10 protein-coding genes are annotated in these 13447 nt (G+C 53.4%); 4 read left to right on the forward strand and 6 right to left on the reverse strand.

What is annotated here, in order from left to right; translation table 11 throughout:
• Positions 1–50 precede the first annotated feature (50 nt).
• The gene (locus AC0LWT_RS03030) at positions 51–3644 is read right to left on the reverse strand and encodes a DNA polymerase III subunit alpha (RefSeq protein ID WP_474679720.1); all 3594 of its coding nucleotides are present in this window, start codon (positions 3642–3644) and stop codon (positions 51–53) included.
• Positions 3645–3787: 143 nt separating this feature from the next.
• On the opposite strand from AC0LWT_RS03030, the gene AC0LWT_RS03035 reads away from it, so the two are divergent.
• From AC0LWT_RS03035 to AC0LWT_RS03045, 3 genes are all read left to right on the forward strand, one after another.
• Complete coding sequence (locus AC0LWT_RS03035; protein WP_474679721.1) at positions 3788–4120, forward strand: YtrH family sporulation protein; 333 nt, start codon at positions 3788–3790, stop codon at positions 4118–4120.
• The gene (locus AC0LWT_RS03040) at positions 4117–4608 is read left to right on the forward strand and encodes a sporulation membrane protein YtrI (protein ID WP_474679722.1); all 492 of its coding nucleotides are present in this window, start codon (positions 4117–4119) and stop codon (positions 4606–4608) included. The genes AC0LWT_RS03035 and AC0LWT_RS03040 overlap by 4 nt, the downstream gene beginning before the upstream one ends.
• A 121-nt stretch (positions 4609–4729) precedes the next feature.
• The gene (locus AC0LWT_RS03045; protein WP_474679723.1) at positions 4730–5023 is read left to right on the forward strand and encodes a YtpI family protein; all 294 of its coding nucleotides are present in this window, start codon (positions 4730–4732) and stop codon (positions 5021–5023) included.
• 135 nt (positions 5024–5158) lie between these two features.
• Here the strand turns inward: AC0LWT_RS03045 and AC0LWT_RS03050 are convergent, their stop codons facing one another.
• Positions 5159–6487 carry a DRTGG domain-containing protein gene (locus AC0LWT_RS03050; protein ID WP_474679724.1) on the reverse strand — a complete coding sequence of 443 codons (1329 nt, stop codon included), beginning with the start codon at positions 6485–6487 and terminating at the stop codon, positions 5159–5161.
• A gap of 955 nt (positions 6488–7442) precedes the next feature.
• Here AC0LWT_RS03050 and AC0LWT_RS03055 point away from each other — a divergent pair.
• Positions 7443–7844 (forward strand): hypothetical protein, encoded by a 402-nt coding sequence (locus tag AC0LWT_RS03055; protein WP_474679725.1) that lies wholly within the window; start codon positions 7443–7445, stop codon positions 7842–7844.
• A gap of 3 nt (positions 7845–7847) precedes the next feature.
• On the opposite strand, the gene AC0LWT_RS03060 is transcribed toward AC0LWT_RS03055, so the two are convergent.
• From AC0LWT_RS03060 to AC0LWT_RS03075, 4 genes are all read right to left on the reverse strand, one after another.
• Positions 7848–8126 (reverse strand): hypothetical protein, encoded by a 279-nt coding sequence (locus AC0LWT_RS03060; protein WP_474679726.1) that lies wholly within the window; start codon positions 8124–8126, stop codon positions 7848–7850.
• Between the two features lie 112 nt (positions 8127–8238).
• Positions 8239–8973: an oxygen-insensitive NADPH nitroreductase gene (gene nfsA, locus AC0LWT_RS03065; protein WP_474679727.1), complete on the reverse strand. Its 735-nt coding sequence runs from the start codon at positions 8971–8973 to the stop codon at positions 8239–8241.
• A 101-nt stretch (positions 8974–9074) separates the two neighbouring features.
• Entirely contained in the window at positions 9075–10976 is a 1902-nt protein-coding gene (locus AC0LWT_RS03070) for an S-layer homology domain-containing protein (RefSeq protein ID WP_474679728.1), read from the reverse strand.
• 1364 nt (positions 10977–12340) lie between these two features.
• Positions 12341–13399, reverse strand: coding sequence for an acyltransferase (locus AC0LWT_RS03075; protein ID WP_474679729.1), 1059 nt, complete (start codon positions 13397–13399; stop codon positions 12341–12343).
• Positions 13400–13447 lie beyond the last annotated feature (48 nt).

A 13447-nucleotide genomic window follows, 5' to 3' on the forward strand; every position in this document is an offset into this window, starting at 1 on the left:
CGAAGCTTGGAAAAAGCCGGGTTCCTATTTATATGCGGAGGAAGGGACCATTATTTCACTCTGACGGAATCTTTGCCCATAATCGTCTCGATCATGCGGAACAGCTCCGGGGATGGCTTCACCCGGTACTGCTCGCTCAGTGCGAGAAGCCGACCGCCGCGTTCGTAGAACAGCGCTACGGCGAGCGGGCCCGTGTGCAGCTTCAGCAGCGTCTTCAACTGCAGCAGCTTGTCCGGCTGCTCGCAGTCAGCCGCGATCTTGACGTACACCCGCTGCTCCTTCGGTGCAGCGGTAGCGGCGCTGCCGCCCCCGGCCTGCCGCGGGGCGGCGTTCCCCCGCGCAGGCTGCGCCGCTGCGCGGTCGGCCGGGCGGCCCGGTCTGGCCGGGGCCGCCTTGCCTGCGGCAGCCGCGCGTGCGGGCTGCCGGCGAAGCCGCTGGACGGCCGCAGGGTCGTCCAGCGCGGCAAGCTGCTCCGCGAGCAGCTTGGGCGGGTCCTCGTCCTGCAGCTGCAGCTTCGCCCGGACGAGGACGAGCTGCCCTTTCTGGACGAGCGGAGCCGCCGTTTTCCAGGTCTCGGGGAACAAGACGACCTCGACCTTATCGATGCGATCCTCCAGCTCCATAAACGCCATCGGCTGGCCTTTCTTCGTGACGATCGTCTTGTTCGTCAAAATCATGCCCGCTACGACAACTTCGCTGTTGTCGGGCAGCTCATGCAGCTCGTGCAGCTTGTCCGCCTCAAGCTCCTCCAGCGTTCCGGCATACGCGTCGAGTGGATGGCCGGAAATGTACATGCCGAGCAGCTCGCGCTCGAACTCCAGCTGCCTGCTTCGCGGCATCGGCGGGATATCCGGCAGCTCGACCTCCCAGTTCGGCTCCTCCACGAAGCCGAACAGGTGCAGCTGCAGATCGTCCCGTTCCTTGCGCCATTTGGTCGCGGAAACGATCGTTTCGTCGAGAACCGCCAGCAGCTGCGCGCGATGGCCGCCGAGCGTGTCGAACGCGCCGCCTTGAATAAGCGATTCGATAACCCGCTTGTTGCAGACGCGAAGGTCGACGCGGCGGCAAAAATCGAGCAGGCTCTCGAACGGCGCCTGCTTCCGTTCGCTGAGAATCGCCTCGATCGCCTGGGTGCCGACGTTTTTGATGGCGGCGAGGCCGAAGCGGATCGCGCCCTGCCGGTCCGGCGTAAACACCGTGCCGCTGCCGTTCACATCCGGGGGGAGCACAGCCAGCTTCATCCGCCTGCAGGCATCGACATATTCCGCGACTTTGCGGTGATTGCCCATGACGGCCGTCAGCATTGAGGCCATAAAATGCATCGGATAATGAGCCCGCAAATACGCCGTCTGGAAAGCCAGAACCCCGTAAGCCGTCGCATGGGCGCGGGGAAAGCCGTAATCGGCGAAGCGGACGATCATGTCGTACACGCGGTTCGCATCCTCGGAGCTAAAGCCCTGCTCCGTGCTCCCGGCGACGAAATGCGCCCGCTGCTCGTCGAGCACCTCGCGTTTTTTCTTCGAAACCGCTCTGCGCAGCAAGTCCGCTTCGCCAAGACTGAAGCCGGCCATCGAGGATGCGATTTGCATAATTTGCTCCTGGTAAACGATGATGCCGTAAGTATCGCTAAGAATCGGCTCCAGCGACGGATGCGGATATTCGACTTCCGTCCGCCCGTGCTTGCTGTCAATATATTTGGGAATGAATTCCATCGGACCCGGCCGGTACAGCGCCACGACGGAAATCATGTCTTCAAATACGGAAGGCTTCAATTCCTTCAGCACGCGTCTGACGCCGGCGGATTCCATCTGAAAGACTCCGGTCGTCTCTCCTTTGCCGAGCATTTCATACGTAAACTCATCGTGATCCATGTCCAGCTTTGTCAAATCGATGCGCACACCTTCCAGCTCCTCGACCCAATTCAGCGTCCGCTCAATGATCGACAAAGTGCGCAAGCCGAGGAAGTCCATTTTCAACAGACCGATCGATTCCAGGTGCTCCATCGTATACTGGGTCAGAGCCGTCCCGCCCGTTCCCTCCTGCAGAGGGACATAGTCCGTTAACGGCTCTCTGGAGATGACGACGCCCGCCGCATGCGTAGACGCGTGTCTGGGCATACCTTCGACGCGCATCGCCATGTCCAGAAGCTCGGCGGTTTTCGGCTGTTTGGCGGCCAGCGCCTTGAGCTCCGGGCTTGTCTGAAGCGCCTCGGAGAGCGTCATGCCGAGCTGGTGCGGGATCATCTTGGCAGCGCGGTCCACCTCGCCGTAAGGCAGGTTCAGCACCCTGCCGACATCCCTGACCGCCGCTTTCGCAGCCATCGTGCCGAACGTAATAATTTGCGCCACATGCTCATGCCCGTATTTGGCGGCGACATAATCGATGACTTCGTCGCGCCGCTCGTCGCTGAAATCGATGTCGATATCCGGCATCGTGATCCGCTCCGGATTCAGGAACCGTTCGAACAACAGCTTGTACTGAAGCGGATCCACATTCGTAATCCCCAGCGCGTAAGCGACGAGGCTGCCTGCGGAGGAACCCCTTCCGGGCCCGGTCATGATGCCCTTCTCATGGGCAAAACGGATGAAATCCCAAACGATCAAAAAATAGTCGGAGAAGCCCATACTCTCGATGACGCCAAGTTCATAGACCAGCCGTTCCTTCGCCTGCCTGTTCAAAGCGGAATCCGGCGCATGCCAGTCCGGCTTGGCCCCGTAGCGCTTCTCCAGACCCTGCAGGCAAAGCTCCTTGACATAATCGCCGGCCGTCATGCCTTCCGGGATCGGGCGGAATTTGGGCAAAATCGAATGGCCGAACTCCAACTCAAGCTCGCACCGTTCAGCCACCCTTGCCGTGTTCTCTACCGCTTCGGGAACGTGCGCAAACAGGCTCGCCATTTGCTCGCCGCTTTTCAGATACATCTGGCTCGTTCCCATGCGCAAGCGGTCCGGATCTTCGACCGTCTTGCCCGTCCCGATGCAGATCAAAATATCCTGTACGACATGATCGGGCTCCCGCACGTAATGCACATCGTTCGTGGCGATAAGCGGAATGCCGGTTTCACGGCTCAGCTCAATCATGGACTGCATCACTTTCTTTTGCTCGACCATCCCGTGATCCTGAATTTCCAAAAAGAAGTCGTCTCCAAAAATGTGCCTGTATCTTTCCGCCGCCTGGCGGGCCTCCTCCTTGCGGTCGTGCAGCAAATGCTGGGATACTTCACTGCCGAGGCACGAGCTTAAACAAACGAGCCCCTCCGAATGCCGCGCAAGGTGTTCCAAATCGATCCGCGGTTTATAGTGAAAGCCCTGCAAATGGCCGATCGAGCAGAGCTTCATCAAATTTTGATAGCCTTTCATGTTCTTGGCCAGCAGAATCAAATGATAGATCGGTTGTTCCTGCCTCGTGCCCTTATCCCGGATCGAACCGGCCGTAAAATAAGCCTCGCAGCCGATAATCGGCTTGATCCCATGCTGCCTGCATGCCTTGTAAAAAGCGATGGCGCCGTACATGACGCCGTGGTCCGTTAAGGCCAGAGAGGTCATGCCAAGAGCCGCCGCCTGCTTGACAAGGTCTTCCATACGCGCAGCGCCGTCCAACAAGCTGTATTCACTATGCACATGCAGATGTACGAATGTACCCACTCTCTTCCCTCCCAACCGCTGCAATCCGGTTTCGCGGGCAATGTCCCGCGCAATATTTTATATCCATTTTATCATATTATGGCCATGCCTTCCCATACATTGGTACAAAGGAGCTTGTCAAGCCGGAAGGGAAGCGATAATGCATGTACAGCTTTTGGGCCAATATAATCGTATATTTTTGCATTTCATTCGGGGTCGTGTTCGGCGGCAGCATGCTGAGCGGAATTGCCGCCGTGCTGACGATGCAGTCCCCCACCGAAAAAATGATGACCATTTCGGAAAACATTAAAATCTGGGCGATGGTCGCAGCCGTCGGAGGCACAATCGACCCGATTCGCTATATTGAAAGCCATGTGGCCGAAGGGCACCTGAACCCCGCCATCAAGCAGATTGTCCTGATCGTAGTCGCCTTTGTCGGCGCGCAGATGGGCACTTCCCTGGTCCAGATGATCTGCAAAGGAGGCAACCAGTCTTGAGGGTTCCTCCGTTTGCCCGTTATCAGCGCCTGCTGGCGAGCTTCGGACTGCTGGTGGCCGGAGCTATTATCGGCAGCGCCGTGTACATGAGCATCCATCAGCATACGTACAGCCAGCTCTATGTGCAGATGCGCAAATACATGGAAGAGAACACGGAATTGAAGGGCGATATCGAAGACCTGATCAAAACCCGCAACAAGCAGGCGCTCATCAACGCCGTGCACGTCTATCTGGTGCAAAAAAGCCAGGACGAGCCGATCAGCGAAGATATTCAGCAGGAAATCGAAAGCGGCGTAAAAAACGAGCTCAAACTTGTAATCGGGCAAAAAACCGCCTATGTGCGCGATGTCAGACCACTCTATGAAAAGCTCATTACGCAAAAAATTTACGTGCTGCACGATAAAAAGTATGCGGTTGAAGTCAAATCCATCGTCTTGATTCAAACCGAGCTCAGCATCTGGATAACGGCCGAAGAAAAACGCACATGAAAGATGATGCGGGCCGTCCGGGCGGAGTCTCGGATCTCGCCGGCGGAACCGGATTGCAATTTCCGGCGAAAATCGCTACAGTAAAAGGAAAAATCACCCGCATAAAGGACGGTTTCGGCTCATGCTTTGGATTCAAACTGTATCATTCGCGCTCATTGTCGCCACACTCGTCAGTTCGGTCTATTTCAGCATCCGCTCTCGGCGCGCTACCGACGCTCGCCAGAGAGGCTTGTATGCGGCCCGCATGAACATCTCGATGGGGCTCATGCTGGCTGTCATTGCCGTCACGCAGCTATTCTTCTTCCAGGATTCGTCGCTGCGCCGCATATTCGGCACGGTCTGCCTGCTGCTCGGCCTGTTCAATCTGTTTGCCGGCATTCGCAACCACGGGCATTTCGACCGGCTGAACCGCTAGGATTTTGCCCGGTGGAGCTGCTTTGGCGTCTGGGAACCCGGCGGGCGGAGTTCACCCGCCAGACGCCTAGGAGTCACTTTTGTGCATACCGGGTGAATCATGACTGCATATATACCTTCTACGCGGTTCACCCGCCTAGATCACCTGCGCCGTCAGCATCGCCTTGGAGACGAGAGCGCCGGCATGGTAAATCTCGACATCGATTTTGCCGAATTTGCGGCTCACCTCGATAATGGTGGGCCGTATTTCTATTTTGCTGTCAATCTGCACAGGCTTCAAAAAGTAAGTGGACATGTTGTCCATAACGAGATCGCCTTTTTTATGCTCCTGCACGATCCGGTAAGCGGCCTGCGTCATCAAAGTGGTCAGCACACCTTCCGAAACCGTTCCGAGATGATTCGTCATCTGCGGGGTGATGATCCCGTGAAATTGGAGCGAGCCTGCCTCATCCCTTACCTCTTCCAGCCCCGACCAAATCAATTCCTCGAACGTTTCGCCGTTCTGCGGCTGCTTCTGAATGTACTGCATCGCTTTCAGCACGTCGCTGCGGTTCAGAACGCCCAAAATTTTGCGGTTCGCATCCACGACGGGCAGCAGCTCGATGCCTTCCCAAACCATCATATGGGCGGCGGAGGCGACCGACGTATGCGGTGTAACCGTTAGCGGGCTGCGCGTCATCAGCTTGTCCACGGTCTGTATCGGGCTTGCGCCAACCATATCCTTGGAAGTCACGACGCCGATAATCCGGTTCCACTCGTCGACGACGGGAAACCGGCTGTGCCCGGTTTCTTCGGAAAGGCGCTGCCAATCCTTGAGCATACTGTTCGCTTTCAAAGCGAACACCGCTGCGCCGGAAGCCAGCATATCCTCGACGAGCATGATCTTTTTCTTGATCAGGCGGTCATAGATCGCCCTGTTGATCATCGAAGCGACCGTAAACGTATCGTAGGTGCTTGAAATAATCGGCAGCTCCAATTCGTCGGCCAGCGCCTTAACTTCCGCGCTCGTGTCGAAGCCGCCCGTAATGAGCACGCCCGCGCCCTGCTCCAGCGCGCATATGTGCGCGCCGTTGCGGTTGCCGACGATCAGCAGGCTGCCCGCCTCGATATAGCGCATCATGGCGTCCTGCTCCATCGCGCCGATGACGAATTTGTGCAGCGTCTTATGCAGCCCCCTGGAACCGCCGAGCACCTGGCCGTCAACCATATTGACCACCTCGGCGAACGTCAGCTTGTCAATGTTCTGCCGCAGCTTTTTCTCCACGCGCACCGTGCCGATCCGTTCTTTTGTGCTCACGAGCCCCTGGTTCTCCGCTTCCTTGATGGCGCGGTATGCCGTGCCTTCGCTGACCTCCATGTTTTTGGCGATTTTCCGCACGGAAATGCGGGTGCCGAGATTGAGGCTTTCGATATGCCTTAAAATTTGTTCATGCTTGGTCAATGTATCTGCAATATGTGTATCCATCTGTTACACCTCATTTATTCAATACTGTAGCAATCTGTATCATTATTATAGTAGTTCTACACATAGAGAACAATGAGTGAATTCATTTTACCACACATATGTTCGCATTGGAAGACGCACTCGGACATTGTTCCGCTGCATCGCCCTCAGTGTGGGTAAGAATCGGGCAGACTGACGCCTTGGCCCGGCCGCCAAAGTGGCGAAATCGTTCAATATACGCCCGTAAACGGCGTGAAATCTGAAAAACTCCCATGACGCCGTGGACGTCACCTACAGAATGAAATTAACCGGACCTGCTGCAGCAGTTTCCGGCTTTATAAGCGTAACCGTTGGAAAATCTGCACATTATTTATTTTCGTATAAAGTGAATGCTGTGGAGAAAACGTACATTGGAGAGGCGCATCTTCATTAACTCACAGGAAGCTTGCAAAGTGACGCGTTACCACATTTCCCCCAACCACCCCCTCGCCTCTCCAGCATAGGTTGCGGAGTTGAAGTGGAGGGACAAGGCGGCTTGGCAGGAGAAGAGCCTGCGATTATCAGGCTGCCCGAGCAAGTCGCGACACTCTGTGAGGGCTAGGAGTCTGTCCGATGAACCACGTAGAAGGTATATACAAAATGACAGTAATTATATAGCGTGAGCGGCAATATATGCAGCCATGATTCACCCGATATGCACAAAAGCAACTCCGTCGGACAGACTCCTAGTGAAACGAGTATGGCTTTTGGGGGACAACCGCTTTTTCTGGGCACGTGCCTCTATCGGTGTAGGTCGTGGAGCCGCACGACTGGGTAGAAATCAGCTTGCTAGGGAAAAAACCTGCGAAAGTGCAGGCTTTTCTTCCGAAATTAGCTTGTTTTGGCGAAAAACCTGCAAAAGTGCAGGAATTTTCGCTGAAAGTGAATATGAGCCTATGTGTTTGGTGAAAAGCCTGCACTTTTGCAGGAATTGTTCGTGGACAGCGATCAAGGACGCAAATTCATGTATTTTTGCAGGTTTTCTTTGTACAGGCGAGCAGATTATGGTCATCTCCTCGAACGTGGAGGTTTTTCAACAGCCTGGAAGAAGATGCAGGTTTCTTCCGTAAACACGGTTCATTTTGGCGAAAAGCCTGCTATTGTGCAGGAATATTTCGTTGGCAGCGCATCCATTGAGCAAAAACTGTACTTTTGCAGGTTTTCTTCGCAACCGGCTCCGGCGTGCGGGTTTCTCCACAGTCTGAAACGTACAGGCTTTCCGCGCGCAAATCGCCGCCAACGACGCGACGAGTTCGCCCTGGGCACGCTGCGGCAGCCCAAACAAAGAAAAAAAGGAAAACCCCCAGCACTGCGGGCATTTTCCCTTTTACGCTCGTGATGATCACTTGCGGATTTGCAAAATTTTTCTCCGGCCCTGCAGCGCTTGCTCCAACTGCCATCTCTTCATCTTCTTGATCCGATTCAGTTCCCTGCGCTTCTCTTCGTCAACGCCGAGAAGCTGGTGCAGATGCGCCGCTACGACCAGCAGCGCCATGCAAATCCATATGATGCTGAAAATGCCCTGCAATGACAAGATTTCCGTCAATTCCAACCGGGGAATCGAATAAAACAGCATCCCCAGCGCCGCGCTCATGTAAATGACATTTTTTAACCCTCTCAACGTGGCTGCACTCCTTTCGCTCCGGCAGAACTCGCTTATTTCTGGCTGCATAGTTCCATTGTATGAGACAAGTTCCTCGTTTATGAGAACAATCTCATGCGGGAGCGGAGGATCAATCGATTTCGAAGCCCTGCGAGCTCAGGAAGGCTTTCATATGCTTGCGCGGGCGGAGCGCTTTGATGGCCATCTCCTTGGACCATACCGTGTCCGTTTTGCCGCCGGTGCGCTCCGCCATGTACGCGCGGATCGCCTCGTCGTAAGCGTCGATGGCGGCGGGGTAGCGCTCTTCCGTATACCGGTTCTCGTGGTATACGGCTTCGAGCGGGAGCCGCGGGCGCAGCAGCGGCTCTTGGTCCGGCATGCCGATGCACATGCCGAAAACCGGGTACACCAGCTGCGGCAGCTGCAGCAGCCGGGACACTTCGGCGGGCTGGTTGCGCAGCCCGCCGATGTAGACGACGCCGAGGCCGAGCGACTCGGCGGCAATGGCTGCATTTTGCGCAGCCAATGCAGCATCGACCGTGGCAACGAGGAAGTTTTCCGCGTTGCCGGTGACGGGCGCGTCCGTATGGCGGCGGACCGCCTGCTCGAAGCGGTGCAGATCCGCGCACCACACGAGAAACAGCGGGCACTCGCTAACATAAGCCTGGTTGCCCGCCAGCTCGGCAAGCTGCCGCTTCAGCCCGGCGTCCGTAACGCCGATGACGCTGTAAGCCTGCATGTTGCTCGAAGTCGAAGCGGCCTGGGCCGCGGCGAGAATCGCGCTTAGCTGCTCGGGTGTGACCGGAGCATCCGTAAATTTGCGGATAGAGCGGTGCTTTTGCAAAAGAGAGATCGTATCGTTCATGGATCATGCCTTCCTTTCTGGTTCAAATCCTCCCCGGAAAACTTATACTTTCTATAATATCAAAAAAGAGGGGGTTAATTGCAGCCCCCTCTTAATCTTTATTACTTGTCGATCAGTTTCGTAACTTTAAGCAGTCTTTCGAGCAAAGCGGCAGTTTCCGCGCGCGTCAGCTCCGCTTTCGGTTTCAGCAGCTGATTGTCCCTTCCTTGCAGGATGCCGGCCTTGATCAGTTGAGCTGCCGACTCCCGGGCATATCCGGAGATTTTGTCCGAGTCGCCGTAAGGAGCCAGAATCTGATTGATTTCCGATTCGCCCAGCGCTTTTTGCGGCTGGACCAGATGAAGCGAGCGGGCGATCATGGCAATGCCTTGCTCTCTCGTGATCAGCGCGCTGCCGTGGAACGCACCGTCTTCAAAACCTTCAATAATGCCAAATTCGCTGGCAATCGTTACGGCATCGTGGTACCAATTCGACCTTGCAACATCGCTATACGGAGCGTTAGCTACTCCTTGGCGCATTAAGCCAAGTCCGCTTGCCACAATCGTAGCAAATTCCGAACGCTCGATACTGCGGTCCGGGGAGAAGGTATTGTTGCCTGTACCTTCAAGCTGCAGTCTGGCTGCAATATTGTTGATACTCTCCTTAGCCCAGTGATTCTTCACATCATCGAAATTTTGCGGATTCCAGATGACCGAGTAGCTGCCCTGGCTGCGCAGGTCGTTGATCAGTGCAAAGTAACGGTTGTTGATTTTTGTTACAACTGTCGGCACATGGAATACCGTGCCATCCGGGTTGACAACAACACCGGTCGTAATTTTGTTCGGATCAATACCTTCAGGCAATGCGATATAGCGTGGCGCATAGCTCGTCAGTTGATCCGGTTTGACGGATTGGCCTTGGTACGTGAAGCTGAGCGACAGATCGACCGGATTGACAAGCAGGTCGTAGCCGCCTTTGGCCGCGTGATCTTTTGCCGCAGCTTTCAATGCGTCAGACGAGCTCTTGATGTTAATATCGACGGCAATATCGCCAAGCGGGGCGCCGCTCCATTGTTTTGTGACCGAACTCAAATCCAGTTGTTTGCTTGGAATCGGATAAATGGCAAGCAGGTTCTCGATGTTCAGCGTCGAGCCGGTATCGGACAACTGCTTCAAGGTTGCCGCAGTCAAACCTGTAACCTTGATGTTGCCGTCGCCTGGCACAATTACATTCAATTTCTGTCCGTTGCCTTTGGAGAGATAATCCGATAATTTATCTTTGTCAATCGCAACGGTCGTAACGTTGTCTGCCGTAGTGCTTGTAGCGAAGCTGCTGTCCGTACCGTTCACGGTTGTTTTCACACCCGATGCCGGAGTCGGATCTACGGTCGTTCCGCCAGAGCCAGAGCCAGTGCCACTGCCGGAACCGGAGCCTGAGTCGGAACCAGAACCAGAACTATCATTACGTATTACCGTCACGGTATACGTTTGCGTCGTGCCGTCCTGCGCCGTCACAACCACCTTGATCGTATTGCTGCCCACGCTCAGCGGCAGCGAATCGGATGCTGCGCCGCTTGTCAACGTAATCGGACCTTTTACCAAAACGTTTGCGCTGTTGTATACGCTCGCCGTCACCGTTGCATAAACAGAATCATATACTGTCGCCGTCACTGTTGTTTCGTACACGCTGTACGCTACGCTCGACGACGTATAGTTTGTCGTGCCTGCTGCAAACGCTGGGCTTAACGTGCCGCTCGACAGCGTCAAGTTTTTCAAGTCCGCGTTACTGGACATTGTACGAATCTTTATTCCCGCACTGATAGGGGACGCATTCTGAGTCGCTGTCGCTTTCACCCGGGTTACGAACGTATAGTCGGTATTCGGCGTCAATCCGCTGAACGTCGGGCTATCTTGCCAGGTCACGCCGCCGTCTTTACTGTATTCTTGACCGGTGACTGCCTGCAAAGTAATGCTTGTTGCAGTTTTGCTTACTTCTACCGGCGCTATCGGAGCCGAAATTACCATATCTTTTGTAGCAGTGATGACACTAATGACACCGGAATTATACTCGACAATAACTCCTGGATCTTTATATGTGCTACTACCGTGTATATTAAGTACGGGTAAATAACCTAATGTAGTATTACTGCTGTTTAGCACAAGTGTAATATGGTCATAGGATCCATTAGGCACAATATTACTCGATGAGTCAAGACCTGTTGGCTGACCGTTTGATACATACCTTGTCTCGCTATAACTGGAAGTGTTCCAATTAGGTGCTGTAGTTTTAGTAGCGCCTATAAAGCTTATAAAGTACCAGCTTCCTTGCCAGAAACTCTTAAATTCTTTAAACATACTGGCAATCGCTAACATTTCTCCAGGATTATTTGCTGTTGGCTCTACAAGATGTCCGTTATTGTTCGTTGCAATATTCACAGCATCGTAAAAAGTCATGGTACTCTGTCTTGCCACATATACAAAATAACGTCCGTTGTAGGTGCGCACAGATGTTTTTCCATCGCGCAATGGTGCCCCTGGCGTTACATTGACTGTGACACTTTGGGTTTGCCCTGACACTTGTGTAAATGTCATATTTCGAATCACAAATTGAATGTCTTCATAAGTAGCAGCGCCTGAAAAATTGAACACTCTATTTGTAGGTGTAGATATGTCAGTACTAACGTTGATAATTTTTATACCATTAGTCATCTCGGTAATACTGCCTGGCACAGTCCCAACAGCAATTGAGCCATTATTTACCGCCACAGTAAAGTATCCGCCGTGTGTATCAACGACACCTGTGTCTGTAATTGTAGCACTTGGCAGCTGATAGGTTGTTTCGGTTACGCTAACAGGATTACCAAGATCAAGTGTTGGTGTTGCCTTTGCATTTGCTTCTAACGGATGAAAAGGGATCATCGTCAATACCATAACGATTGCCATTAGAAAAGATAACATTCTTCGATTTTTTAATTTCATCTTCCGTTCATACCTGCTTACGAAAGCATATAGAAATTCCATATTTGCAGATTTCTTTCTGTTAAGCAGGTTTCCTCCCTTCCACTTAACAAATTTGTCAACCACTTCTAACTCAAGCGCCTCTGCTCTCATTTGAGTTATCTTGCTTCTTACGTCGGCAATCCGGTATGAATGTTGTACTCAGCATGCAGTAAAACGATCGTTCTTAGTCTATTCCGCTCTTATATCCGTTCACCACCTGTCCGAATAGGGAGCCAAAGTCACCTCGCTCCTCCTATTTCGATAAAATCCATATCCTTTCGACAAATGTGATCGTAGCATAAGGAACTATACAAGATCTTTACAAGCAGGACCTATCCATGTAAAAAAAAGGAGTGCCTCTGCCGATGCAGTGTGCACTCCCTTTTTATTCATTTTATGTTCAGCACTTTTCTTCCCTTGCGGTATAGGACAGTGATCACCCAGGGGATGGCGATAATAAGCACGAACACAATCAAATTATACAAATTGTACAGGACGATGGATCCCGGCGTGTGAACCTTGTATTTCCAGGCCGACAAAAGCGCGGGATGCATCAGGTAGACGCCGAACGATACGGCTCCGAGCGAAGTCAGGAAGGCCGCCAGACGAGCCGCCGCCTTTTGCATGCGCTGCGCGATCCAGATGAAGCTGACGCCGATTCCTATGCTGTACAGCACCCAGGACGCTTCAAACCACGTATTTTCGATGGCGGCTCCTTTTTGTGCCGCGACAAACAGCATCGCGTAACCGACGCCGCTAAGCAGTGAAAGAGGAAGCACCCAGCCGATATTCCGGTCCAGCCACGCCCTGAACGCCCCGTAATGAATCCCGATGGCACCGCCTACCAGGAAAAAGCCGAAATAGGTGATACAAAGCTCAGGCTTATGGCTGATCGTTCCGAACCAGTGATTGTACACATACACCCCGGCCTGGATCAGCAGCCCCCACAACGCCAGCGTTTTTCGGAACCATGGGAACTTTCGGGCCGCCCACACGAGCAGCGGGAACAGGACGTAAAACTGCACGATAATTATCATGAAGTAAAGATGGTAGCCCGAATCCGCCCACTTCAGCTGCTCCAAAAATACTTTCAAATCCACCTTGACCGGATGCCCGGGCGTAAACAGCCACGGATTATATATGTAATAAAAAAACGACCATAAAATATACGGGAGAAGAACCTGGCGCACCCTTTTCCAATAAAAAAGAGCCGCCTGCTTTCCGCTCCAATTGTCGATATAAATGTAAAACAGCACGATGCCGCTGATGAAAATAAAAACCGGAACGGCAAAATAGCTGATTTTGTTCAAAAATAAGCCCAACAGTTGGGTGCTGCTTCCCATTAGAGCCGGATCCACCGTACTGTCTGAAGTGACATGGATCAAGACGACAGCGATAATCGCCAGTGCCCTTACGATATCAAGCTCGGTAATTTTTGCTTTTGCCATGTGTCGTTTAAGCCTCGTTTCCTTCTGATTCCCTTTCTACTATAGAGA

It is taken from the genome of Paenibacillus sp. sgz302164, from assembly GCF_056120505.1.